Origin of the sequence: Mesorhizobium loti R88b, assembly GCF_013170845.1 — a bacterium.
Classification (GTDB): Bacteria; Pseudomonadota; Alphaproteobacteria; order Rhizobiales; family Rhizobiaceae; genus Mesorhizobium; species Mesorhizobium loti_B.
The window spans coordinates 1,857,224-1,879,594 of sequence record NZ_CP033367.1 but is presented as its reverse complement, the minus strand read 5'-3'; the positions used below and the strand labels follow the sequence as shown (position 1 = coordinate 1,879,594).

At 63.1% G+C, this 22,371-nt stretch carries 25 protein-coding genes and 1 riboswitch; of the genes, 9 read left to right on the top strand and 16 right to left on the bottom strand.

Annotated elements, in window-relative coordinates; all coding sequences use genetic code 11:
• The first annotated feature begins 78 nt into the window (after positions 1 to 78).
• Positions 79 to 156, top strand: a riboswitch (SAM riboswitch).
• A 72-nt stretch (positions 157 to 228) separates the two neighbouring features.
• Positions 229 to 1,398: a homoserine O-acetyltransferase MetX gene (gene metX, locus EB235_RS09180; protein ID WP_027031287.1), complete on the top strand. Its 1,170-nt coding sequence runs from the start codon at positions 229 to 231 to the stop codon at positions 1,396 to 1,398.
• Positions 1,395 to 2,009, top strand: a complete 615-nt coding sequence (metW, locus tag EB235_RS09175) for a methionine biosynthesis protein MetW (protein WP_027031288.1) — start codon at positions 1,395 to 1,397, stop codon at positions 2,007 to 2,009. The genes metX and metW overlap by 4 nt, the downstream gene beginning before the upstream one ends.
• Positions 2,010 to 2,024: 15 nt before the next feature.
• Here metW and EB235_RS09170 read toward each other — a convergent pair whose 3' ends face one another.
• A complete protein-coding gene (locus tag EB235_RS09170; RefSeq protein ID WP_027031289.1) occupies positions 2,025 to 2,345 on the bottom strand; it encodes a DUF1330 domain-containing protein in 321 nt (106 codons plus the stop codon).
• 352 nt (positions 2,346 to 2,697) lie between these two features.
• Here EB235_RS09170 and EB235_RS09165 point away from each other — a divergent pair, with 352 nt between their 5' ends.
• On the top strand, positions 2,698 to 3,621 hold the full coding sequence (locus tag EB235_RS09165; protein WP_027031291.1) for a glycosyltransferase family 2 protein: 924 nt from the start codon (positions 2,698 to 2,700) through the stop codon (positions 3,619 to 3,621).
• A gap of 67 nt (positions 3,622 to 3,688) precedes the next feature.
• Here the strand turns inward: EB235_RS09165 and EB235_RS09160 are convergent, their stop codons facing one another.
• The 3 genes from EB235_RS09160 to EB235_RS09150 all read right to left on the bottom strand — a co-directional run bounded on the left by EB235_RS09160 (position 3,689) and on the right by EB235_RS09150 (position 7,317).
• The gene (locus EB235_RS09160; protein ID WP_027031292.1) at positions 3,689 to 4,483 is read right to left on the bottom strand and encodes a DUF1194 domain-containing protein; all 795 of its coding nucleotides are present in this window, start codon (positions 4,481 to 4,483) and stop codon (positions 3,689 to 3,691) included.
• 87 nt (positions 4,484 to 4,570) lie between these two features.
• On the bottom strand, positions 4,571 to 6,397 hold the full coding sequence (locus EB235_RS09155; RefSeq protein ID WP_027031293.1) for an ABC transporter ATP-binding protein/permease: 1,827 nt from the start codon (positions 6,395 to 6,397) through the stop codon (positions 4,571 to 4,573).
• Positions 6,398 to 6,534: 137 nt separating this feature from the next.
• A complete protein-coding gene (locus tag EB235_RS09150; RefSeq protein ID WP_027031294.1) occupies positions 6,535 to 7,317 on the bottom strand; it encodes a class I SAM-dependent methyltransferase in 783 nt (260 codons plus the stop codon).
• A gap of 182 nt (positions 7,318 to 7,499) precedes the next feature.
• Between EB235_RS09150 and gloB the strand changes: the two genes are divergently transcribed.
• Together gloB and EB235_RS09140 are read left to right on the top strand one after the other, a co-directional pair.
• A complete protein-coding gene (gloB, locus tag EB235_RS09145) occupies positions 7,500 to 8,267 on the top strand; it encodes a hydroxyacylglutathione hydrolase (protein WP_027031295.1) in 768 nt (255 codons plus the stop codon).
• Positions 8,268 to 8,286: 19 nt separating this feature from the next.
• Positions 8,287 to 8,727: a cupin domain-containing protein gene (locus EB235_RS09140; protein ID WP_027031296.1), complete on the top strand. Its 441-nt coding sequence runs from the start codon at positions 8,287 to 8,289 to the stop codon at positions 8,725 to 8,727.
• Here the strand turns inward: EB235_RS09140 and EB235_RS09135 are convergent.
• The 3 genes from EB235_RS09135 to EB235_RS09125 are packed head-to-tail and all read right to left on the bottom strand — an operon-like array spanning position 8,702 to position 11,119.
• Positions 8,702 to 9,376, bottom strand: a complete 675-nt coding sequence (locus EB235_RS09135) for a lysoplasmalogenase family protein (protein ID WP_027031297.1) — start codon at positions 9,374 to 9,376, stop codon at positions 8,702 to 8,704. The genes EB235_RS09140 and EB235_RS09135 overlap by 26 nt on opposite strands.
• Positions 9,373 to 10,287, bottom strand: coding sequence for an aromatic amino acid exporter YddG (yddG, locus tag EB235_RS09130; RefSeq protein ID WP_027031298.1), 915 nt, complete (start codon positions 10,285 to 10,287; stop codon positions 9,373 to 9,375). The genes EB235_RS09135 and yddG overlap by 4 nt, the downstream gene beginning before the upstream one ends.
• Positions 10,288 to 10,330: 43 nt before the next feature.
• The gene (locus tag EB235_RS09125; protein ID WP_027031299.1) at positions 10,331 to 11,119 is read right to left on the bottom strand and encodes a DUF3108 domain-containing protein; all 789 of its coding nucleotides are present in this window, start codon (positions 11,117 to 11,119) and stop codon (positions 10,331 to 10,333) included.
• Positions 11,120 to 11,376: 257 nt separating this feature from the next.
• Here EB235_RS09125 and rpmB point away from each other — a divergent pair, with 257 nt between their 5' ends.
• From rpmB to EB235_RS09110, 3 genes are all read left to right on the top strand, one after another.
• Entirely contained in the window at positions 11,377 to 11,673 is a 297-nt protein-coding gene (gene rpmB / locus EB235_RS09120; RefSeq protein ID WP_027031300.1) for a 50S ribosomal protein L28, read from the top strand.
• A 180-nt stretch (positions 11,674 to 11,853) separates the two neighbouring features.
• A complete protein-coding gene (locus EB235_RS09115; RefSeq protein WP_027031301.1) occupies positions 11,854 to 12,534 on the top strand; it encodes a queuosine precursor transporter in 681 nt (226 codons plus the stop codon).
• A 4-nt stretch (positions 12,535 to 12,538) separates the two neighbouring features.
• On the top strand, positions 12,539 to 13,219 hold the full coding sequence (locus EB235_RS09110) for a spermidine synthase (RefSeq protein WP_027031302.1): 681 nt from the start codon (positions 12,539 to 12,541) through the stop codon (positions 13,217 to 13,219).
• 26 nt (positions 13,220 to 13,245) lie between these two features.
• Here the strand turns inward: EB235_RS09110 and EB235_RS09105 are convergent, their stop codons facing one another.
• The 7 genes from EB235_RS09105 to EB235_RS09075 all read right to left on the bottom strand — a co-directional run bounded on the left by EB235_RS09105 (position 13,246) and on the right by EB235_RS09075 (position 19,409).
• On the bottom strand, positions 13,246 to 13,731 hold the full coding sequence (locus EB235_RS09105; RefSeq protein ID WP_027031303.1) for an SRPBCC family protein: 486 nt from the start codon (positions 13,729 to 13,731) through the stop codon (positions 13,246 to 13,248).
• A gap of 17 nt (positions 13,732 to 13,748) precedes the next feature.
• Positions 13,749 to 14,096, bottom strand: a complete 348-nt coding sequence (locus EB235_RS09100) for an ArsR/SmtB family transcription factor (protein WP_027031304.1) — start codon at positions 14,094 to 14,096, stop codon at positions 13,749 to 13,751.
• 169 nt (positions 14,097 to 14,265) lie between these two features.
• Positions 14,266 to 15,285 (bottom strand): esterase-like activity of phytase family protein, encoded by a 1,020-nt coding sequence (locus EB235_RS09095; RefSeq protein ID WP_027031305.1) that lies wholly within the window; start codon positions 15,283 to 15,285, stop codon positions 14,266 to 14,268.
• The gene (gene cobT, locus EB235_RS09090; protein WP_032925583.1) at positions 15,282 to 17,180 is read right to left on the bottom strand and encodes a cobaltochelatase subunit CobT; all 1,899 of its coding nucleotides are present in this window, start codon (positions 17,178 to 17,180) and stop codon (positions 15,282 to 15,284) included. The genes EB235_RS09095 and cobT overlap by 4 nt, the downstream gene beginning before the upstream one ends.
• A 9-nt stretch (positions 17,181 to 17,189) precedes the next feature.
• A complete protein-coding gene (locus tag EB235_RS09085; protein WP_245268841.1) occupies positions 17,190 to 17,576 on the bottom strand; it encodes a hypothetical protein in 387 nt (128 codons plus the stop codon).
• Positions 17,577 to 17,654: 78 nt separating this feature from the next.
• Complete coding sequence (gene cobS / locus EB235_RS09080; protein WP_027031308.1) at positions 17,655 to 18,641, bottom strand: cobaltochelatase subunit CobS; 987 nt, start codon at positions 18,639 to 18,641, stop codon at positions 17,655 to 17,657.
• Positions 18,642 to 18,764: 123 nt separating this feature from the next.
• On the bottom strand, positions 18,765 to 19,409 hold the full coding sequence (locus EB235_RS09075) for a J domain-containing protein (RefSeq protein ID WP_032925585.1): 645 nt from the start codon (positions 19,407 to 19,409) through the stop codon (positions 18,765 to 18,767).
• Between the two features lie 159 nt (positions 19,410 to 19,568).
• Here EB235_RS09075 and EB235_RS09070 point away from each other — a divergent pair, with 159 nt between their 5' ends.
• Complete coding sequence (locus EB235_RS09070; protein WP_027031310.1) at positions 19,569 to 19,871, top strand: BolA family protein; 303 nt, start codon at positions 19,569 to 19,571, stop codon at positions 19,869 to 19,871.
• Between the two features lie 14 nt (positions 19,872 to 19,885).
• Here the strand turns inward: EB235_RS09070 and EB235_RS09065 are convergent, their stop codons facing one another.
• The gene (locus EB235_RS09065; protein ID WP_027031311.1) at positions 19,886 to 21,439 is read right to left on the bottom strand and encodes an acetolactate synthase large subunit; all 1,554 of its coding nucleotides are present in this window, start codon (positions 21,437 to 21,439) and stop codon (positions 19,886 to 19,888) included.
• Positions 21,440 to 21,555: 116 nt separating this feature from the next.
• Positions 21,556 to 22,356: an alpha/beta hydrolase gene (locus EB235_RS09060; protein ID WP_027031312.1), complete on the bottom strand. Its 801-nt coding sequence runs from the start codon at positions 22,354 to 22,356 to the stop codon at positions 21,556 to 21,558.
• Between the last annotated feature and the right edge of the window lie 15 nt (positions 22,357 to 22,371).

Below are 22,371 nucleotides of genomic sequence, written 5' to 3'. Positions count from 1 at the left end.
GTCGAGAGGCGGCAGTTGTGCCTATAGCCGGCCAGCAGTCGGCATTGACGGCAAGGCGGGCGAGTTCTAGAAGGTCAGCGACAGTTCCGTGGTGATTTGGCCGGTCGGCTTGCAGCCACGTTAAACAACTTGCTAAAGGGCCGTTTGCATCCTGTAACCGGCTTTGCGACGGCAATGCCGGTTTTTTGTTGTCCGCGCCCGGCCGGACGACCGATGGAAGAGATGTGAATGGCCGCTCTGCGCGCTGGAAAGACCAACAACGAGGCCGACCAACCGTCGAGCCCGGTGTTGCGTTTCGGGCCCGACAAGCCGCTCAAGCTTGACGCCGGCACGCTGCTGTCGCCATTCCAGATCGCCTACCAGACCTATGGCACGCTGAACGATGCCCGCTCCAATGCCATCCTCGTCTGCCACGCGCTGACCGGCGACCAGCATGTCGCCAACACCAACCCGGTGACCGGCAAGCCGGGCTGGTGGGAAGTGCTGATCGGTCCCGGCAAGATCATCGACACCAACCGTTTCTTTGTCATTTGCTCGAACGTCATCGGCGGCTGCCTGGGCTCCACCGGCCCGGCCTCGACCAACCCCGCCACCGGCAAGCCCTATGGGCTCGACCTGCCCATCATCACCATCCGCGACATGGTGCGTGCCCAGCAGATGCTGATCGACCATTTCGGCATCGAACAGCTGTTCTGCGTCCTCGGCGGCTCGATGGGCGGCATGCAGGTGCTGGAATGGGCGTCGAGCTATCCCGAGCGCGTGTTCTCGGCGCTGCCGATCGCCACCGGCGCGCGCCATTCCTCGCAGAACATCGCCTTCCACGAAGTCGGCCGGCAAGCCGTCATGGCCGATCCGGACTGGCACGGCGGCAAATATTTCGAGCACGGCAAGCGCCCGGAAAAAGGCCTGGCGGTAGCGCGCATGGCGGCCCACATCACCTATCTCTCGGAAGCCGCCTTGCACCGCAAATTCGGCCGCAACCTGCAGGATCGCGACCACCTGACCTTCGGCTTCGACGCCGACTTCCAGATCGAAAGCTATCTGCGCCACCAGGGAATGACCTTCGTCGATCGCTTCGACGCCAATTCCTACCTCTACATGACGCGGTCGATGGATTATTTCGACCTCGCCGCCGACCATGGCGGCAGGCTGGCGGACGCCTTTGCCGGCACCAGGACCCGTTTCTGCCTTGTGTCCTTCACTTCGGACTGGCTGTTTCCGACCGAAGAGAGCCGCTCGATCGTGCACGCACTCAATGCCGCCGGCGCATCGGTATCCTTCGTCGAGATCGAGACCGATCGTGGCCATGACGCCTTCCTGCTCGACGAGCCGGAACTGTTCGCCGCCATCAACGGCTTCATCGGCTCGGCGGCTCGCGCCAGAGGGCTGACATCATGAGCGTCAATGGAAACCAGCGCGTCGACCTCGAGGTCGTCGCCAATCTCATCCCGCCGCAGTCCCGCGTGCTCGACGTCGGTTCCGGCGACGGCTCGTTGCTTGAATTGCTGCAGGACACCAAGCAGGTCGACGGCCGCGGGCTGGAGCTCTCGCAGCGTGGCGTCAACGAATGCGTGGCGCGCGGCCTCTCGGTCATCCAGGGCGATGCCGACAAGGATCTCGAATTCTATCCCGACAAGGGTTTCGACTTCGTCGTCCTGTCGCAGACCTTGCAGGCCACCCGCAACCCGAAGCTGGTGCTCGACGAACTGCTCCGGATCGGCAACCGGGCGATCGTGTCCTTCCCCAATTTCGGCCATTGGCGGGTGCGCCTGTCGCTGTTCGTCAAAGGCCGGATGCCGGTGACCGCGGATCTGCCCTACTCCTGGTACGACACGCCCAACATCCACTTCTGCACCATTCGCGATTTCGTCAATCTGTGCGAGGAGCTGGGGGCCACGGTGGAAAAGGCAACCGCGCTCGACGCCGCCGGCCAGAAGATCGGCCTGTCGATGCCTTGGTGGTTCTGGAATTTCTTCGGCCAGCAGGCGGTGTTCTTGCTGAAGCGATAGAACGCATCCGCCGACCTATTGCAGAACATCCGTGGCCTTGTGCGGATGCTCGACGCCGTCAACCATGATGACGGCGGAGTCCGAATTGTCGGTGCGCAGCGAAAGGATCGCCTGGTAGGCCGGCGAATCATACCAGCCGCGCATCTGCTGCCGATCGGGAAACTCGATGATGATCAGATGGCCCGGCCAGTCATTCTCGATCACCTCGACATCGCCGCCATGGACCAGAAAGCGGCCGCCAAACGGCTCCAGCGTGGCATCGATCCTGTGCAGATACTCGACGATCTGCGGGCCCATCGTGACTTGGCGCATATGGGCAACGGCGTAGGCGGTCATGACGTAACTCCCTTATCGGTTGAAGCCGATCTCCGGCTTGATGGACACAATGTGCAAGGAGACAGGAGAGGATGCGATTACCCCGGAGGTAATCGAAACGACACGAAAGCACGTCGCACCGGGAACGCTCGATCGCAAGGGGTTCGGTGTTGCCATCGAGTCACTGGGTGACAAATTCATCGTCTTCGCGAGACTGGAATCCTGTCCGAAAGGTGACATCAGGACATGTCTTCTGTAGCGTTTCGAATCTGAGCCGAGACGTGAAAAGGACGGTTGGATCCATCCGGTCATTGTAAAAGTAGAAGAGGCTCGGCAGGGCTCGCTGCTTCGCCAGGGATGTAGCTGACACAACGTGTCCAACAACGCAGACACCTCTCCCCTCATCACGGTCGTCACGCCGACCCACAACAGGCGTGAGACGGTGTTGCGCGCCGTGGACAGCGTGCTTTCCCAGAGTTTGCGGCGGATCGAGCACATTGTCGTCGATGATGGCTCGACCGATGGCACCGGAGCGGCGCTGGCCCGCATTGAAGACACCCGGCTGGTCTATATCGGCGCGAAATGGCGCGGCGCCAACGCCGCCAGGAATGCCGGCATCGAGCGGGCGAGCGCGCCTGTCGTGACATTCCTGGATTCCGACGACGTCTACCTGCCACATCGACTCGAACGGACCTTGGCCTGGTTCGATGACAATCCCACACTTCAGGTGCTGCTCTCCTCATATGTTTCCCTGAAAGGAAATCGAACCACCAATTGCATCAACCGCACCGCCTTTCTGAGCCCGCCCATGCTGGAGCGAGCGGTGGTTGTGCAGACAGCGTTCGTCGCCGGTTCGGCGATAACGGCTCGTCGCGAGGCCTTGCTGGCCATAGGCGGTTATGACAGCGACATCAGCCGGATGCAGGACCGGGAGTTGCTGCTGCGCCTCGCCGCACGCTTCGGCGCACAATTGTCCGGGGACATCGATTGGACGAAGCACAATTCGCAGAACTCGATTTCGAGCCGCCGGGGCGGCTATGTCGAAGCCTATGCGAACCTGATGGCCAAACATCCGGATATCGCCCGCCGCTATCCGCACATCCCGCCTTTCATGATCGCGCGGCAGATCATCGCCGATCTTCTCAAGGGCCGGATACCTCAGGCATTTGCGGGATACATGACCAACCGCTCATCGGCGGCGCTCGGCTATTCCTTGCCGGAACTGGTCAATGGCTATGTCTGTGGCCGACGCTCGCGTCGTGACCTCTACAATGAAGTTCGCAACCAACGCTCTTAGCAGCTTTAAAGAGGCCCCCTTTCAGATTGCTCAAGGATGCAGCCGCGCCGGCGTGACCGACGACGGCTCATCGATCCAGTTCGGGCAAATATGGATCCGAGAAGAACCGCTTGTCACGCTCCCCCTGCAGGCAGTCGATCGGCGCATCCGCGTCGACGGGAATGACCCCAGCCTTGTCCTGAATGCCGCTCACTTCGAGGATCAGCTTGCGACGGATGGCCGTCGAAAATTCGGCAGCCGCGTAGATAGGCAGCACGAAAGAGCCCGGTCCGCCCGTCACACACTGCGCGTAATACTGGTCGAGATGCTTGAAGGTCGGCGATGGGCTGATCAGGATCGGCAGGCCGTTGATGACGATGCCCTGGGCGGTTGCCGCATCACGCATGGCGGTGACCGGCGGCCCGATATTGTTGGGACCATCGCCGGAAATGTCGATGACGCTGCGTTCGCCGGTGAAGTCAGCCCTGTCGAACAGCCCGGCGCCGAAGCCAAGCGCGGTGGAGATCGAGGTGCCGCGAAAGCTCCGGAACGGACGCGCCGCGACCTTGTCGGCGAAGCTGTTGGCGCTCTCGGCACTGTCGATGATCTGCCAGCTGATGATCGCGTCATCGCGCACCGTGCCTGCCCATTCGAAATAGGCGAGCGCGATGCGGCCCGTATTGCCGGACCGCACAGCCTGGATGAAGTCGGGATGCCGCAGCGCCTCGACATAGCCGGCGCGTTGCAAGGCAAATTCCTTCTCGTCCATCGACAACGAGATATCGACCGCCAGCACCAACTCAACGTCGACCGCCAACGGCGCTGGTGGCGACGCGATCGGGTGCGCGCAGGCGAGACAGGCAAGCAGAAGAGCATCAAACATGGCCGGCGCCAGCGTTGTTTCTTCGCGAAATCTTCCATTGCGATCACGGCAAAATAAGGTTTTGCGCCAGCAACCAGCGAAAACAGCCTACTTCTTGCGGCGCGCGGCAGCGGGCGGCGGATCGATGGCGCCAGCCCTGACGCGGGCGGGTTTTAGCGCCGGGGCAGCGGAATCCTTGACGATCGTCAGGCCGCGCGGAAAGAACTGATTGTTGTGCTGGCCGCGCCCGATGTTGATGATCGCGGCTCCCTTCAGATGCTTTTCCAGCAGTGCCAGCACGCGCCGCAGTGCAGGCCCGTCGAACGCATCCATGGCTTCATCGATGATCACCCATTTCGGTTGCCGCAAGGCGAGCCTGGCCACGCCCAGCAAGCGCTGTTCGTCATCGCCCAACTCATGATCCCAGCGCCCGACGCGGTCGAGCGACGACGACAGCCGTTCCAGGCCAACCTCGGCAAGCACCGCCGAAATGTCGGCATCACTCGCAGGCGCATGCCCGTTCGCGTGATTGAGCACGTCACGCAACGTGCCGGCCGGCAAATAGGGGACGCGCGGCACGAAGATGAGGGTTTCGCCCGCCGGCAGGCCAATCTTTCCGCTGCCCCAGGGCCACAGGCCGGCAATGGCGCGGAAGAACAGCGTCTTGCCAGCGCCCGGCTCGCCGGTGATCATCACCCGCTCGCCCGGATGGATCTCGACATGCGGATCCGCAACCTTGGTACAGCCTTCCGGTGAGGCGATTTCAAGGTTTTCGAACGTCAGACTGCCATTGGCGTTTTCCTCGAAGGCGATGCGCTTTTCCTTGTCGTGCAGCACATCGGTTTCATCGAGCGCGATGCGGAAGTCGGCAACGCGCATCAGCGTGGCGCGCCAATCGGCGATGCTGCCGATGTTGTTGACGAACCAGCGCAAGGACGAGTGCACCTGGTTGAACGCACCGACCGCCATCATCAGCCCGCCGAAGCTGATATCGCCCGAGAAATAGACCGGCGACGCGACCAGGATGGGAGCCACGACCGTGATCCAGCCATAGGTATCGGTCACCCAGGACAGATTGATCTGGGCGGTGAAGATGCGCCGCATCGCGGCCAGCACCGTGCCGAGATCGGTTTCGAGCCGCCGTTTGGCGTCGTCTTCGCCATGGTAGAGCGCGATAGCATCGACATTCTCGTTGACCCGCACCATGGAGGAGCGCAGCTCGGCTTCGCGCGTGTAGCGATCGCTGTTGAGCCTGATCAGCGGCCGCCCGACCAGCCAGCTCAACCAGGAGGCGATGCCCGCATAGATGAACGCAGCCCAGACCATGTAGCCTGGTATCGCCAGCGACCAGCCGCCGATGTGGAACACGAAGCCCGACGACAATTCCCACAGCACGCCGACGAAGGAGACGAGCAGGATGAACGACTGTAGCAGGCCGACGCCGAGGTCGGTCGACAGGTCCGAGAGATGCGCGGCATCCTGAGCCATGCGCTGATCCGGATTGACGCCGATGGCGCCGGCATTGGCCAGCCGGAAGGCGCGCGCCGGTCGCATCCACTGGTCGATCAGATCGAGCGTCAGCGCCGCGCGCAGCTTCAGCCGGAACATCTGGTTGAGCCAGGTCTGGCCGATATTCAGCACCAGAAGCCCGCCGGCGATCATTGCAAAGACGAGGAGCTGGTGCAGGAAAGCCGCCATGTCGCGGCGCGCTAGCGCATCATAGAAGGGCTGGTTCCAACTGTTGAGCAGCACCTGGCCGATCGATGTCGCGACAATGACGGCCATGATGCCGGCCGATGTCCACAGCAGCCATTTGCGAACCGGCGACCCCACCAGCGCCCGTTTGATCGTCGCCACCTGATCACGCAAGCTGCTGGCTTCGACCGCCACTGCAGCCGGCTGAGCTGTGGCATTCCTGTCCGGTTGATCAGCCATAGCCTGGGTCCTTGCGTTCAACAGCGGTGCTGAAACCGGATGGAGAGACTTGAAGGCATCCGTCGTTCAACCGGACTTGGAATGCGCTTGCGACAGATAGGTTGGAAAACGCGGAGCAACACCAGTTTTCACCATGATCACGAAGGTGTCACTTGGCGGGTCGCCGCGCTGCCGGCCTCGGTGAGGCGGCCGAGCCGCGTCGCACCGTGCGGCGACAGCACCGGCACGAAGACACGGCGCGACGCACGCTGGGCAACCGGCACGCCCTGATAGAGCCGTTTCTGCGCCTCGACGACGATGACGCCGGAAAAGATCGGCCACAGCCGCCGGCCGGCGCGCTCCAGCACATTGTGGAAGCGCATCATGAAGCGTCGCCGCGATGGCGGGAAGAACAGCGCATCCGACCAGGACGCCGGCGTGAAATTCGCCTCACGCAGCAACTCGGTGAGCTGGCCCCGCGAAAAAGGCCGGCCATTGCCGAACGGCGTGTGCTCGAAGCGCGCCCAGACACCGCGCCGGTTGGGCACGACGATGACGACGCGCCCCGCGGGCGACAGCACCCGCCAGATCTCGTTCAGCGTCTCGCGCGGGTTTTCGACATGTTCGAGCGAATGGACGAGCAGCATGCGGTCGATGCAGGAATCGACCAGCGGCAGCTCTTCGTCGAAAACCAGCGCCGTCGCCGTTGGCCCTGTTGTCGGCCAGACCACGGCGCCCTGCGTCGCCGGCATGAAGGCAAACACCCGCTCGGCATCGGTGCCGAACCGTTCCAGCCAGGGCAAGGTATAGCCGAGGCCCACCAGCCGTTCGTTGGGCACGGCCGCCCATATCGACGACAGCGCCATGGTGATCGAGCGTTCGGCGAACCGGCCGAGCGTTGTCGAATAGAAGGAGCGAAGGTCGACGATGTCGGAATGCATGGCAGGGATGTAGCCGTGATACTGGCGGGTTTCAACAAAACGCCGCAATCAACCCGACTTGCCGGAGTGACATTTGTCATCTCCGGGAGTGACTTTGTCATCTCCGGGAGTGACTTTGTCATCTCCGGGATGACATCGGCGTGCCGGGGCCTTATGTCTGCGGCGACAAAGGGAGAGATGCGATGGCGGTCGAAATCGAACAGTTCATGTGCCGCAGCGATAATTTCGGTGTGCTGGTGCATGACCCCAAGAGCGGCCAGACCGCGATCATCGACGCGCCCGAGGAAGCGCCGATCCTGGCCGCGGTCAAGCGCACCGGCTGGACGCCGACGATGATCCTGACCACGCACCACCACATGGACCACGTCGAGGCCAATCTGGCGCTGAAGGAGCGTTTCAAGCTGCGCATCATCGGCCCTGAAGCGGAAAAGGCGAAGATCCCCGGCATCGACGAAGCCGTTGAAGACGGCTCCGTCCTTCATCTCGGCGATGAGCGCATCGAGGTGATCGCCACCCCCGGCCACACCGCTGGCCATGTCTCCTACCATCTGCCGGCATCGAAGGTCGCCTTCACCGCCGACACGCTGTTTGCGCTGGGCTGCGGACGGCTGTTCGAATGCAAGCCACCGGTGATGTATGAATCGCTGAAGAAACTCGCGGCCCTTCCGGCCGCGACGACAATCTATTGCGGCCATGAATACACCCTTGCCAACGCCCGTTTCGCGCTGACTGTCGACCCGAGCAATTCGGCATTGAAGGAGCGCGCCGCCAGGATCGAGGCACTGCGGCTCGACAACAAGCCGACGCTGCCGACGACGATCGGCGAGGAGCTGTCGACCAATCCTTTCCTGCGTTGGCACGATCCGGCGATCCGCAAGCATCTCGGTATGGAAAAGGCCGGGGATGCCGAAGTCTTCGCCGAAATCCGCAAACGCAAGGACAATTTCTGAACCGGGGATTTCGCAGACCATGACCAGCTCCGCGGAAGTCATCGCGACACTCGGCCTGAAACCGCATCCGGAAGGTGGCTGGTATGCCGAGACTTTTCGCGATGGCGCCGGTGGCGCGCGCGGCCATTCGACGGCGATCTACTTTCTGCTGGAACAGCACCAGGTTTCGGCCTGGCATCGGGTCAGGGACGCCTCCGAGGTCTGGCATTTCCATGCCGGCGCGCCGCTGGCGCTGTCGATGTGGGAAGAAGGCGCAGCCGTGATCGAGCAGGTGCTCGGCATCGAGTTCGCCGCGGGCGAACGGCCGCAGATCGTCGTGCCGGCGGGCTGGTGGCAATCGGCGCGCAGCCTGGGCGAGTGGACCCTGGTTGGCTGCACCGTCGCGCCGGGGTTTGATTTCGCCGCCTTCGAACTGGCCGCACCGGGCTGGAACCCTACCCCAGCAGGAACCCCAAGGTGATCGCCATCTGGGCGGCGTAATACAGTACCCAGACGGCCAAACGCATCCAGGCACGATGCGGCGAGATGGCGGCGACCAGGAATTTCTCGGTGGCGAGCAGCCCGTCCGAGGCCATGAACAGCACGGCGCCGCCGATCACCCAGGCGCTGCTCGTCGTCAGCGCCGACAGGCCCATCGCCAGGATCGCGACGACGTAGATAGCGATCGGGACCCGCAGGCCAGGGCCGACACGGCGCCAGAGTGCTGCCAGCATGACGACAGCGAACACCGCCATGGCGAGTGCGATCGCGCCGCGCCAGGATTCGGCGCCGAGCAGACCCAACCCGCCGCCGCTGCGCAGGAACAGGACGACATAGACGATGTGGGCGACGAGAAAGCTCGCCAGCCCACCCATAAAGGCCTTCTCGCCGTCGCGCGTCAGGAAGGCATCGCCAACCGCGCTGAGTACAAGGGCCACGACCAGCAGCAGCGGGCCGCCTTGCAGTGCCGCCAGCACGGCAAGCATGGCGACCGAGAGCGTCTTTGCCGCCGAGCGGGCGAGGCGCGGCGGCATACCCAGCGTGAAGGCGTAGATCACCGCCGCCGCCAGCGAGAAGATCAGCGTAGCATTGGCATTGGCTTCGATGCCGCCGGCAAACGGCATCGTCATGCCCCGGCTCCGCTTTCGGATGCCCCGGCTCCGCTTTCGGCCGCGGCCGGCTTGCGCAGGAACAGCGATTTTGCCGCCAGGGCAGCACCGCCGGTGATGAGCACGCAGGCGGCGAGGATGCGCAGCGATGGCTCGGCGACGCCGGCCGCGATCAGCACCAGCGTCGACAAAAGCGGCGCCGCATAGCTTGCCGCGCCCAGCACCTGGATGTTGCCGCGCTTGACGCCGATGTCCCAGGCATAGAAGGCCGCACCCACCGGCATCAGGCCAAGGCCGAGCACCGCCAGCCACTGGCCGGCGCCGTCTGGCAGCACGGTCTGTTCCAGCGCCAGATGGCAGGCAAGCGACAGCACCGCCGTCGCCGCGCAGAACCAGGTGACGATGCTGGTCGGCACCGATGGAAAGCGCCGCGATAGAAGCGAATAGGACGACCACAGCACGGCGCAGACGGCGGCCATGGCATAGCCGAACGTATAGCGCGCATCGAAGGCCAGCCCGCCGCCCTTGGTGACGATCAGCACGGTGCCGGCAAGGCCAAGCAACGCACCAACGACATGGTTCCACGCCAGTTTTTCGCCCGGCATCAATGCGGAGCCGAGCACGATCAGCAACGGCCAGAGATAAGCGATCAGGCTCGCCTCGACCGCCGGCGCGTTGCGCAAAGCGGTGAAATAGAAGAAGTGGTAGCCGAACAGGCCGGCGATGCCGATCACCCAGACCTGGGGTGGAATCTTCTGGCTCTTGTCGGCAGCCGGCATGAACAGGCGCGCGACAAGCCCGACACCGGTACCGATCGAGAAGGTGATCGCCGACAAGAGGAACGGCGGCACCTTGCCGGATGCATCCGTCAGCAGCGCCAAAAGCGCCCACATGGCGACCGCCGAGAAGCCGATCAGTGTTGCGCGCGCCATTTTTTCTCCCGTGGCGCGCCCTCTTCTGTCCCTAGGGGCGTGCCTATTGTACCGCTTCGAAACGCCCGGCGCTGATGGTCAAGGTGCCGATCTGCGTTCCGACCGTGGCGTGGATCGGCGCATATACGCCGGTTTGGCCGAGCGGTGCAAACGTCACCATCATGCGGCTCTTGTTCTTGAGATAGTTGAGCGCCTTGCGCCCCTTGCGATAGCCCGCCACCGGCTCGAAGCCCATCCGGCAGGTGATGGTGTCGCCCTTGTAGCCCGGCACCGATATTGTGCCTTTCGAATCATAGGTCAGCTTCAGATCGGCGCGCATCTCGCCATCATAGAATTTCACCGTGCGGCCGCACACCTGATCGAGACTGTCGGCATGGATAACGGTCGCGGCCATTGGATCGAGCACCGACGCCAGGTCGCCGGCGCCGAGCGGCACCCAGGCCTTGGGGTCGCGCTTGCCCGGGGCGGGGATGACCTGCGTTGACGTCACCGCGCCATTTGTGAAGCGGACGTCGATTGCGGACACCTTCTTGCCGGAGGTGTAATCGGCGCGGAACGCCTGCGGCACCAGCTTCTTCCCGGAAATTGTGCCCTTGGATGAGATCGTGCCTCGCGTGTCGTCGAACAGCTTGGCCAGTCCCGCTGATTTGACGGTACCGTCGATCGCATAGGCGCCGTTCTCGTAATGGCTCGAGAAGGTCGACCTCGCGATCGAGAGACCGAGGAACGACACCGTGTACTCGCCCTTGAAGGACTGGGGCGAGGCCGCCGATGCGGCGGACGGCAAGGCGATGGCAAGCGCGATAGCGAGCGCGTGAGACAAACGAGGCATGGCGGGATCGGATCCTTGATTTCAGCCGGAGGCGGGCGACTCCGGTCTGGCGTGTCCCTATAAGACCGCTTATAGGATGAAATCCGGCCTTAATATGAAATCCCGGGCGCTTCCGTGGGCAAGCTGGAGCTTGACGCCCCGGCGAAATGCAACTATGGAACGCCAACTTTTCCATAAGGCCGCCTCACCAGAACCGCGCGCCACCCGGCGTGGGCACAAAGGTTTGGCAGGTCTCGAAAGAACTGAAGGTTAGAACCATGTCCCGCACCTGCGAACTCACTGCCAAGGCAGTTATGACCGGCAACAATGTGAGCCACGCCAACAACAAGACCAAGCGCCGCTTCCTGCCGAACCTCGTCAATGTGACGCTGATTTCGGAAGCGCTGAACCAGAATGTGCGCCTGCGCATCTCGGCCAACGCGCTGCGTTCGGTCGAACATCGCGGCGGCCTCGACGCTTTCCTGGCCAAGGCCGACATCAAGGAACTGTCGCAGCGCGCGCGTCTGCTGAAGAAGCAGATCGCCAAGAAGCTTGCCGAGCAGGTCGCTGCCTAATACCTGACAAGGCGGGGGACGACCGCCCCGGCCAATCTCTTGTTGGCCCCTGGCCAACCTCTTGTTGGCCCTCTGGTATCGGATGGAAGCCGCAAGGTTCGACATCCATGCTCGAAGACGAAGCGAGCATCGCCTCGATGGGCATGATGCTCCGCTGGTTCCATTACCCAGGATAAAAAAATGTCTTCCTTCTCGCGATATTTGCCCTTCGTGGCTGCCATGGCGCTTGTCGTCGTGGCATCGAACATCCTCGTGCAGTTCCCGATGCAGGGCCAGATCGGCGGCCTGTCGCTGGCCGACCTGCTCACCTGGGGCGCTTTCACCTATCCCTTCTCCTTCCTGGTCACCGACCTCGCCAACCGCCGCTACGGGCCTGCCGTGGCGCGCCGGATCGTCTTTGTCGGCTTCATGACGGCGGTGGTCTGCTCGATCCTTGTCCCGCCCTTCCTGTTTCGCCACGGCCTGATCGAATTCGAGACCGCGGCCGACCGGCTGGTGCGCATCGCGGCCGCTTCCGGTGCCGCCTTCCTGACCGCGCAGTTGCTCGACGTCACCGTGTTCAACCGTTTGCGCCGGCAGAGCTGGTGGCGGGCGCCGATCATCGGCACGCTGGTCGGATCGGTGTTCGACACCGTCGTGTTCTTCACCGTCGCCTTCTCGGCCGCTTTCGCTTTTGCGGGCCCGAACGACAGTTTTGCGCTTGAAACGGCGCCACTGATGGGCGTCTTCCATGTGGACGCGATGCGCTGGGTCTCGTGGGCGCTTGGCGATCTCTCGGTAAAGCTGATCATCGCCGTGGTCGCGCTCATCCCCTACCGGCTGGTCGCTGCCCGCTGGAGCCAGCCGGCGGTCGCGGTTTAGACCCTTGATACCCTGGGTCCAGCTCGATTCGGCAAAGACCCCTGATGGCGGACAAGAGCTTCGCCTCAAGCGGCGTGGCGCTGAATTCTCGATCATGCTTGGCACCAACGAGCTGATGAACAGCCGCCTCAGCGGCTCCGAACAAGCGCTGGCGAAACTGTCCTGCCAGAAGATTGCGGACCATCGGCAGCCGCAGATCCTGATCGGCGGCCTTGGCATGGGGTTCACGCTGCGCGCGGCTTTGGCTGAACTCGGCAGGGACGCCAGCATTGTTATCGCTGAGTTGGTACCAGCAGTGGTCGCCTGGGCGCGCGGCCCGATGGCCGAGGTGTTCGGCGGTTGTCTCGACGATCCCCGCGTTACCATCCAGGAGACAGATGTCGGGCAGCTGATACGGTCTGAGCCCGCAGCCTGGGACGCGATCCTGCTCGATGTCGACAATGGCCCCGAAGGCATCGTCCACAAGGGCAATGACGCCCTCTACAGCCTGGCGGGCCTCGTTGCCGCGCGCAGCGCCCTCAAACCGGGCGGCGTGCTGGCGGTGTGGTCGCAGGGGCCGGACAGCGGCTTTGTCAGGCGGCTGAAGCAGGCGGGCTTTGCGGTCGAGGAGGTCAACACGCGCGCCAACGGCAAGCGCGGCGCGCGTCACGTCATCTGGATCGCCACCAACGGCTCACGGTCCTGACCAAGGCCGTGGCTGGCGGTTCGAATTTACTTTGACTTCTGGAGCTCCGCGGCAAGCGCTTCCAGCAGCCCGCGTGTCCCCTCTTCCCGCCCCTTGGCGGAATCGACACCATCGAAGAAGGCGCCCTGCTCGGTATAGGTCAGCCGCGTGCCTTCGCCTGAAGGCGTCAGTTCAATCGTGGTCAGTGATGCCGACATCGGCTGCGGCCCGATTGCCATCCTGTAGGAAAACACAATGCGCTGGTCGGCAAGGATGTCCTGGAACTGGGCGTCGAGCCTGATCTCCGGGCCGCCGCCATAGCTGAAGCGCGAAACCTCGCCACCGCCGACGCGAAAATCGAAGCTGAATTCGGCGATGGTGAAACCATCACCTTCGACCCGCCAGCGCCGCACCGTCGCCTTGTCGGCAAAGGCATGGAAGACTTTGGCCGGCGATTGCGGATAGGTCCGTTCGATGGTGAAGGTCGAGTGGATGACGGAGGGATCGTCTTTCCCGGGGGCGATCTGGTTCATGTCTGGTCGTCCTTTTCCTAATCTTGAACTTTCGGGGATGATGGGTCCGTCTCGGCCAGAATCTCGCCAAGCCGGTCGAGTTGGCGTTCCGCCGGTATGCGGCGTTCGGCAATCCAGTCGGCGAGCGGAGCGAGCCCGCCCGGTTCGATCCGACAGGTGCGCACCCGCCCGATCTTTTCGCTGCGGATCAGTCCGCAGGCCTCCAGCGCCTGCAGATGCTGCAGCACGGCGGCAAACGTCATGCCGAAAGGCTCCGCCAGCTGGCTGACGGTGGCCGGTCCGCGGCTCAACCGTTCCAGGATCTGGCGGCGGGTCGGCTCGACCAGAGCGCGAAGGATGCTGTCGATCTCGGAATAGTTAAGCATGGGCTTGAGTATTGCGCCGATCGTATGAATAGTCAAGTCTGCACTAAAGTGTTTTGATCAACGTGGATCGAGTGATGAGGGTGGTGCAGCGCCGCGAAGCGGCGACGGAGTGCGGGAAGGCGCCCGATCAGATCGAACCCGCCGTTGAATTCGCAATTGGAGCTGCGGCTCAATCCTGATGCAGGATAAATTCCAGGTAGAGGTTGCGCTGCAGGATCGAGTGGTTGTCGTCGGAGATCAGCGACACCATCAGTGCGCCGTCGTCGCGGGTCCAGATGTCGAGACCTTCCATATTGTCGATCTGGTAGCCCATGTCGGCTTCCAGCAGCACCGGCCCGTCGGCAACGGCACCCTTCTCGACACTCTCGCCATGGATGCGCCGCAGCCGCATCTTCAGCCCGCCCGCCATGGTGAAACTGCGCTCCAGCAGCAAAAGGTCGCCATCCGGCAGGAAAGCGCCATCGGTGATGTCGAAATCGCCGTTGCGCTTGACGGTGAAGACACCCTTGTGCGGCCCTTCGATGATGGCGGCATAGATGTTGCCTGATTTGTCGAGGCTCTTCTCCGAGACCACGACCAGACCGCCCTGATGCTGGCCATTGGCATTGGCGTGGGTGACGGTCTCGAAGCCACGGTTCTGGCGCAGCTCCCGCGCCGGCACCAGGAAATCCAGCTGCTTGAACGGCGCCGTCATGTTTTCAGGGTCGATCCGGAACTGGGCGACGCGATGGTTGCGCTCGAAACCGACGGTGGCGATGCCATCCTTGACCGCGAGCCCTTCGGCATCGACTTCCCATTTCTCGTCGATCGGCTGGCCGCTCTGGTCGACCATCTGCTGCATGCGGAAATTCTGCATGCCCACCGGCCGCCTGTCGGCGTCGCGCACCACCGTGCCGAAGAACCAGTAGCCTGTATCGGCCACGCCGATGAAATCGCTGCCCGCTTTCAGGAACCGAAAGGCCGACAGCGCGCCGAAATCACGCGATGGCGAGGTCATTTCCAGCCCGCCGACGAATTCGAGCGGGCCGAACTGCTTGTCGGAACGGCCAATATGGAATTGGGTGATCGGGCGGGCCGAGACTTCGATGGCTTCGACTGGGGCCGAGCCAGCTGACGCCGAAGCCATGCCGCCAAGCAAGGCGATGGCGACGAACAAGGTCTGCCGAAACCCGCCCGGCGAAAAGATCATCCGGCGCGCCGCATGCCGCCGCGACGCGTATCCTTCGCGCTCTCCTCGGCAAACAGCGAAGCCAGTTGCTCGGTCATGGCGCCGGCCAGTTCCTCGGCATCGACGATGGTGACAGCACGCCGGTAATAGCGCGTGACGTCATGGCCGATGCCGATCGCCAGCAACTCCACCGGCGAGCGCGTCTCGATCAGTTCGATGACGGCGCGCAGATGGCGCTCGAGATAGTTGCCTGGGTTCACGGAAAGCGTCGAATCGTCGACCGGCGCACCATCCGAGATCATCATCAGGATCTTGCGTTGTTCGGGCCGGGCGATCAGCCGGTTATGCGCCCACAGCAGCGCCTCGCCGTCGATGTTTTCCTTGAGCAGGCCTTCGCGCATCATCAGGCCGAGATTGCGCCGTGCGCGGCGCCATGGATGATCGGCCGACTTGTATATGATGTGGCGCAGATCGTTGAGCCGGCCGGGGTTCGGCGGCTTGCCGTCCTTCAGCCATTTTTCGCGCGCTTGGCCACCCTTCCACGCCCGCGTGGTGAAGCCGAGAATCTCCACCGAGACGCCGCAACGCTCCAGCGTGCGCGCCAGGATGTCGGCGCAGGTGGCGGCAACCGTTATCGGCCGGCCGCGCATGGAGCCCGAATTGTCGAGCACCAGCGTCACCACCGTGTCGCGGAATTTGGTGTCGCGTTCCTGCTTGAAGGACAGCGGCTGCATCGGGTCGATGACGACGCGCACCAGCCGCGCCGGATCGAGATAGCCCTCTTCCAGATCGAAATCCCAGGACCGGTTCTGCTGCGCCATCAGCCGGCGCTGCAGCCGGTTGGCGAGCCGTCCGACGACGCCGGACAGATTGGCAAGCTGCTTGTCGAGGAAGGCGCGCAGCCGGTCGAGTTCTTCTTCCTCACACAGTTCCTCGGCGCCGACAGTCTCGTCGAAAGCAGTGGTGTAGACCTTGTAGTCGATTTCCTTCGGCAGATTGGTGAAGGGATTGTCGTTGCGGCGCGCCTCGCCGGGTGTCTCGGCATCGGCATCGTCGTCGTCCGACAGATCGTCGGCGGTGGCGTCCGACGCCTCCGTCTCGGACGATTGCTCGTCATCGGCCGAAGCCTCGGCATCCTCGGACTGCGACTGCTCGGAGCCGGAATCCTCTTCGCCGCCCTCCTCGCTCTGCTCCTCGCCTTGCGGCTGGTTGTCGTCATTGTCCTCGGAGTCTTCCGTCTCCTGGTCGTCGCCGAGTTCCTCGGCCATTTCCATAGAGGCCAGCATCTCGCGCACGACGCGGGCGAAGGCTTGCTGGTCACCGAGCTTGGCTGACAGGCCGTCGAGGTCGGCCTTGGCCTTTTCCTCGACCCAGGGACGCCAGAGCTCGACCAGCCGCTCGCCGCTCTTCGGCACCGGCCGGCCGGTGAGCTTCTCGCGCACCATCAGCGCCAGCGCTTCCTCGATCGGCGCATCAGCCTTATCCTTGACGTCGACGAGATTGGCCTTGGCGTATTTGTCCTCCAGCATCGAGCCGATATTGTCGGCGACACCCTGCATGGCGCGGCTGCCGATCGCCTCGACGCGGGCCTGCTCGACCGCATCATAGATGGCGCGGGCCGCCTTGCCTTCCGGCGCCAGCTTCGTGTGGATGCGCACATCGTGGCAAGCGCGCTTCAGCGCCATGGAATCGCCGAGACCGCGGGTGATGGCGATATCGGTCTTCGACGCCTTCTTCGGCAGCTCGGGCAGTCGCGCACGGTTGCCCGCAAGTGCTGGCCGATCCTTGGCGAAGCCGACTTCGAGTTCCTTGTCGCCGGCAATGGCACGCATGCAGACGGTGACGGCGCGCTTGAAGCTGTCGACTTCAGACCCCGTCTTCGACTTGTTGCGCGTGTTGTCGCCCGGACCCGCCATCATCTATCTCTATTTCGCCGCCGGCTGCTGGCCGAGTTGAGTGCGCAGGATGCCAACAATCTCTTGCACCGAGATTGTAAAATAGCCTCCCTTGCCACTGTCATATGCCTGTCTCCAGAGACCGTATCCATGGCCGAAGCCATCAGGAATCGGTCCAGTCCCCTCGAGTTCAACCACACTCTCCCGGAGCACGTTAGCCGCTATAGGCAGGTGGGGAACGGTTTGCAGCGCCTTTCCTTCCGTCGGTATCGGCGCGTCAGTGACTGAAATCGACACGATCGGCTGATTTTCGCCCTCCAGATTATCGACTGCGCCTATGATCACCCGCGAGGATATTGGAGTTGCCCCATGATACGTCCAGGTTTGCCCGGGCTTGAATGGTTCATTCTGCGCCATGGCTGCCTGACCGAGCCCAAAGCAGAGGATTGAAAAACTCCACAGGAACGTCCGACAGGTTGTTCCCATGGAGTGATGTCACCCCAGCACCACGTTGGCGGCGCTTTCCGGCAGATCCTCACCAAAGGCGCGCTGGTAGAACTCGGCAACCACCGAACGCTCCAGTTCGTCGCACTTGTTGAGGAAGGTCAGCCGGAACGCCATGCCGATATTGCCAAAAATCTCGGCATTCTCGGCCCAGGTGATGACGGTACGCGGGCTCATCACAGTCGACAAGTCGCCATTGATGAAGGCCGAACGCGTCATGTCGGCGACGCGCACCATCTTGTTGACGATGTCCTTGCCCTTGCCGTCGCGGTAGTGCTTGGCCTTGGCCAGCACGATGGCGACTTCATTGTCGTGCGGCAGATAGTTCAGCGTGGTGACGATCGACCAACGGTCCATCTGCGCCTGGTTGATCTGCTGCGTGCCGTGATAGAGGCCTGTGGTGTCGCCGAGACCAACCGTGTTGGCGGTCGAAAACAACCGGAACGCCGGATGCGGACGAATGACCCGGCTCTGGTCGAGCAGCGTGAGGCGGCCCGACGATTCCAGCACGCGCTGGATGACGAACATCACGTCGGGGCGGCCGGCATCATACTCGTCGAAGCAGAGCGCGACATTGTGCTGGTAGGCCCAGGGCAGGATGCCGTCGCGGAATTCGGTGATCTGCAAGCCGTCCTTGACGACGATCGCGTCCTTGCCGACGAGATCGATACGGCTGACATGGCTATCGAGGTTGACGCGCACGCAAGGCCAGTTAAGGCGGGCGGCGACCTGTTCGATATGGGTCGACTTTCCGGTGCCGTGATAGCCCGAAACCATGACGCGGCGGTTGTAGGCAAAGCCGGCGAGGATGGCCAAGGTCGTCGCCTTGTCGAACAGATAGTCCGGATCGATGTCCGGCACATGCTCTGATGTCACCGAATAGGCCGGCACCACCATCTTGGACTCGAAGCCGAATTTTTCCTTCACCGACACCGTCGTGTCGGGCAGGTTGGCGATGTCGCGATCGACCTTGTTCATATCTCTCAACGTCTCCACGGGCGAAACATCCCGTTTCGCCGGCAATCGATTTTGTTCGGGGGCGGTCTTAAAGCCTTTTCCAACCTTATGAAAGTTGGAAAACGACACAAACCATAGGGTCGCTCAGCACAGGCCCGCCTGTTTGAGCACGCGATAGGCCTGCAGCACATCGCGGAACCGGTCTTCCGAACCTCTGTCGCCACCATTCGCATCCGGATGGTGACGTTTCACCAGTTCCTTATAGCGCGCCTTGATATCCTTGCCAGTCGCCTTTGTATCAAGGCCAAGCGTTTCCAGCGCCTTGGCCTCAAGCGGCTTGGCCTTGCGCTCGCGCGCCTCGCGCGGATCCTTCGGCCCCTTGAACAGGTCGAACGGGTCGCGCATGCGGTTGTAATAGCCGGCACGGCCGGAGCGCATCTGCGCCATATCGGGCGACGCCATCCCGGGAGAGGTGCGCTGCGAGGCGCCGTTGACGCCCATCTTCCAGGTCGGCCGGTGACCGGTCATGGCTTCCTTCTGGAAGCGCGCGACCTCGGTGTCCGGCACGCCGGAGAAATAGTTGAAGCCCTTGTTGTACTCGCGCACATGGTCGAAGCAGAAGCGAAAATACTCGCCCTCCTTCATCCGCCCGACCGGCGCGCGATGGGTGCCGGCCTCCTTGCAGCCATCCCACTGGCAAATCGGCGAGTGCGACTTCAGCTCCGCATCCTTGTCAGGGCGGACGCGAATCTTCTCGAAATATTTGGGATACGGCTTCATCTCACCCATTTATGGGGCGTTCGCAGATGCGAAACAAGAATTGACATTTTCGCGATCATCGCCCTAACCGCTGAATCGCGGCTTAAAGCAGGCGAATGGCGGATTTAGTTGCGAAACAGCGCCCCCTCGGGCTGGTACGCCAGCCATATGTGGTGAACGGAGACGGCAATGTCCATACAGGCGACCATGGAAGACAAGCTCAACAAGGCATTTTCGCCCGACCGACTGGTCATCATCAACGAAAGCCATCTCCACGCCGGCCACCATCATCACGGCTCGGACCATCACGGCGCCTATGACGGCACCGGCGAAACGCATTTTCGCGTCCGTGTCGTCTCGCCGGTCTTTGCCGGCATGAGCCGCATCGACCGCCACCGCGCCGTCAACGAATTGCTGGCCGACGAACTGAAAGCCGGCGTTCACGCACTAGCGATCGAACCGGCAGCACCCGGCGAAAAGACCCGCTGGTAGCTTTCGCAGCGCGGTCAGATCACCGCTTCGATCAGGAACGGCCCGCGCCGCGACAAGGCGCTGTCCAGCAGCGCGTCGAAGCGCTCGCAGGTGTCGGCGCGCGCCGCTTCCACGCCCATGCCCTTGGCCAGCGACACCCAGTCGAGCGCCGGATGGTCGAGGTCGAGCATGCGCCTGGCGTTCTCGCCGATCGCGTTGACGCCGACATTCTTCATCTCGCCATGCAGGATCGCGTAGGTCCGGTTGGAGAAGACGATCGTCAGCACGTCGAGATTTTCCCGCGCCTGCGTCCACAGCCCCTGCACCGTGTACATGCCGCTGCCGTCGGCCTCCAGATTGATCACCTTTCGGTCGGGACAAGCGATCGCCGCTCCGGTGGCCATCGGAATGCCGCCGCCGATCGATCCGCCCGTGCCCATCATGTAATCGTGCGGCGCGGCAAAGGCCGACAGCGCGAAAAAACGCCTGGCCGAGGTGACGGCTTCGTCGCAGACGATCGCATTGTCCGGCAGCTTGCGCGCCACGGACAGTGCGATGGCGTCGTCCGTCAGCTTGCCACTTGGCGTTGCCTCGTCGGGAAACGCGGTCGCGAACACCGTCTGCTGCGACGGCTTGATGCCAAGCTCGTCGCGCAGCGCTTCCAGCGCCGCATGCAAATCCTGACCATGGGCGGCGAGCGTCAGCACCTGGCAATCATCGCGGACCAGACGCCCCGGTTTTCCCGGATAGGCAAAGAACGCGACCGGCTCCTTGCCGCCGACCAGCACCAGCACGTCGATGTCCCGCAGGACCGCTATTGCCGCATCCACCGGATAGGGGATGCGGGTCGGCGCGACACGACCGCGCCCGCGTTGCATCCGCGCGATCAGAACCTCGCTGAACAGGCGGACATCGCTGCCTGTCGAAATCTGGCCGGCGATTTCCAGCGCGTCGGCCCGCGCTGCCCGCCCGCGAACGACCATGCCGACACGGCCCGGAGCGGCACGGATCGCGGCGGCGATCTCCCGCACGGCGTTCCTATCGACCGCCGGCGGCGGTGTAAGGACGATCTTGCCCGGCGACGCCGGGTCAGCATCGCCCCAGGCGGCATCCGCCGGCAGGATCAGCGTCGTGACACAGGGTGGTGTCAACGAGGCGCGAAACGCCGCCTCCGTGGCCGGCTGGACATCGGCTGGCCCCGCGATGCGGCGCACCCAGTTGGACATCGGCGCCGCAAGGCCTTCGATGTCGCTGGTCAGCGGCGCGTCGAGCGGCAGATGGTAAGAGGCATGGTCGCCGACGATGTTGATCATCGGCGTCCTGGCGCGGCGGGCGTTGTGCATGTTGGCCAGCCCATTGGCCAGGCCTGGGCCGGTGTGCAGCAGCGTCGCGGCCGGACGGTCAGTCATGCGCGCATAGCCGTCGGCCGCCCCTGTCACCACGCCCTCGAACAGGCCAAGCACGCAACGCATCTCAGGCTTGCGGTCCAGCGCGGCAACGAAATGCATTTCGGACGTGCCGGGATTGGCGAAGCAGACCGTCACATCATTGGCCAAAAGCACGTCGCACAAGACATCGGCGCCATTCATGCAATTTTTCTCCCATTTAGGGAGCAATTGCACCCAGGGATGTCCGCCCGGCAATATCCCGCCATGGCTTTTGGGATGATCCAGTTACAAGAACGTGCGAGTAGAGTCGGCAGGGATCAGCCGACCGTAGACTTCAGAAACGTCAGTGCCGCTGCGGTCAGCGCATCACCGTCTTCGCCGAAATCGTGGTTGATCGACATGTGCGTATAGGCACTGCCATCGAACAGCGTCACCTCAGTGCCGGTGGCGCGCAGGCGCTCGGCAAAGGTCTTGGAATCCTCGCCACGGCCTGAAGCGCCGGAATAGGCGATGAAGGTCGGGGGATGCTTGCGGCCGTCGACATAGCTCGCCGGCGACAGTGCCGCCCATTTCGACGGATCGGAAAACACCCTGGCATAGGCTCGCACCATGCCGCCATTTTTCTGAAGTGCCGCGAGATCATAGGCCCTGGTGTCGTCAAGCAGCAGGCCGGCGACACCGGGCAGCCCGCCGCGCATGCCGGTCAAGGCGATGAGATGGCAGCCGGCCGAATGGCCCATGCCGACAATGCGGTTGGGATCGCCGCCATGCTGGGCGATGTTGGCCCTAACATAGGCATAGGCCCTTTCGACATCGCCGGCCTGGGTGGCGACATCGGCATCGGGCAGCATGCGGTAATCGATCGAGACGAAGCAGAAGCCATTGGCGAGCAGGAAGGCAGGCTTAGCGCCCACCTGGCTGCTTTTGCCGAACTCCCAGGCGCCGCCATGGACGAAGAAGACGACCGGCAGGCTGGTTGCGCCGTCGGGCGCATAGATATCGAGCTTGGCCGGGCCGTAGTCGAAGGTCTTGGGAGATGGCGACGACTGGCGCGCAAAAGCCGTGGCCGGCAAAAGAGCGGCCATTGACGCCAAAAGCAGGGTTCGCCGATCGATCATCATTTTCTCCTGGCC

What these genes read in the sequence shown, in the direction of transcription:
- EB235_RS09075 (WP_032925585.1), bottom strand. Translation starts at nt 19,409, where the DNA reads ATGGGTGAGATGAAGCCGTATCCCAAATATTTCGAGAAGATTCGCGTC.
- yddG (WP_027031298.1), bottom strand. Translation starts at nt 10,287, where the DNA reads ATGGCGCGCGCAACACTGATCGGCTTCTCGGCGGTCGCCATGTGGGCG.
- EB235_RS09115 (WP_027031301.1), top strand. Translation starts at nt 11,854, where the DNA reads ATGTCTTCCTTCTCGCGATATTTGCCCTTCGTGGCTGCCATGGCGCTT.
- EB235_RS09105 (WP_027031303.1), bottom strand. Translation starts at nt 13,731, where the DNA reads ATGAACCAGATCGCCCCCGGGAAAGACGATCCCTCCGTCATCCACTCG.
- EB235_RS09135 (WP_027031297.1), bottom strand. Translation starts at nt 9,376, where the DNA reads ATGACGATGCCGTTTGCCGGCGGCATCGAAGCCAATGCCAATGCTACG.
- EB235_RS09095 (WP_027031305.1), bottom strand. Translation starts at nt 15,285, where the DNA reads ATGATCTTTTCGCCGGGCGGGTTTCGGCAGACCTTGTTCGTCGCCATC.
- EB235_RS09125 (WP_027031299.1), bottom strand. Translation starts at nt 11,119, where the DNA reads ATGCCTCGTTTGTCTCACGCGCTCGCTATCGCGCTTGCCATCGCCTTG.
- EB235_RS09140 (WP_027031296.1), top strand. Translation starts at nt 8,287, where the DNA reads ATGACCAGCTCCGCGGAAGTCATCGCGACACTCGGCCTGAAACCGCAT.
- EB235_RS09100 (WP_027031304.1), bottom strand. Translation starts at nt 14,096, where the DNA reads ATGCTTAACTATTCCGAGATCGACAGCATCCTTCGCGCTCTGGTCGAG.
- rpmB (WP_027031300.1), top strand. Translation starts at nt 11,377, where the DNA reads ATGTCCCGCACCTGCGAACTCACTGCCAAGGCAGTTATGACCGGCAAC.
- EB235_RS09170 (WP_027031289.1), bottom strand. Translation starts at nt 2,345, where the DNA reads ATGACCGCCTACGCCGTTGCCCATATGCGCCAAGTCACGATGGGCCCG.
- metW (WP_027031288.1), top strand. Translation starts at nt 1,395, where the DNA reads ATGAGCGTCAATGGAAACCAGCGCGTCGACCTCGAGGTCGTCGCCAAT.
- EB235_RS09060 (WP_027031312.1), bottom strand. Translation starts at nt 22,356, where the DNA reads ATGATCGATCGGCGAACCCTGCTTTTGGCGTCAATGGCCGCTCTTTTG.
- EB235_RS09085 (WP_245268841.1), bottom strand. Translation starts at nt 17,576, where the DNA reads ATGGCGCAGAATGAACCATTCAAGCCCGGGCAAACCTGGACGTATCAT.
- EB235_RS09065 (WP_027031311.1), bottom strand. Translation starts at nt 21,439, where the DNA reads ATGAATGGCGCCGATGTCTTGTGCGACGTGCTTTTGGCCAATGATGTG.
- EB235_RS09160 (WP_027031292.1), bottom strand. Translation starts at nt 4,483, where the DNA reads ATGTTTGATGCTCTTCTGCTTGCCTGTCTCGCCTGCGCGCACCCGATC.
- metX (WP_027031287.1), top strand. Translation starts at nt 229, where the DNA reads ATGGCCGCTCTGCGCGCTGGAAAGACCAACAACGAGGCCGACCAACCG.
- EB235_RS09155 (WP_027031293.1), bottom strand. Translation starts at nt 6,397, where the DNA reads ATGGCTGATCAACCGGACAGGAATGCCACAGCTCAGCCGGCTGCAGTG.
- EB235_RS09070 (WP_027031310.1), top strand. Translation starts at nt 19,569, where the DNA reads ATGTCCATACAGGCGACCATGGAAGACAAGCTCAACAAGGCATTTTCG.
- cobT (WP_032925583.1), bottom strand. Translation starts at nt 17,180, where the DNA reads ATGGCGGGTCCGGGCGACAACACGCGCAACAAGTCGAAGACGGGGTCT.
- cobS (WP_027031308.1), bottom strand. Translation starts at nt 18,641, where the DNA reads ATGAACAAGGTCGATCGCGACATCGCCAACCTGCCCGACACGACGGTG.
- EB235_RS09150 (WP_027031294.1), bottom strand. Translation starts at nt 7,317, where the DNA reads ATGCATTCCGACATCGTCGACCTTCGCTCCTTCTATTCGACAACGCTC.
- gloB (WP_027031295.1), top strand. Translation starts at nt 7,500, where the DNA reads ATGGCGGTCGAAATCGAACAGTTCATGTGCCGCAGCGATAATTTCGGT.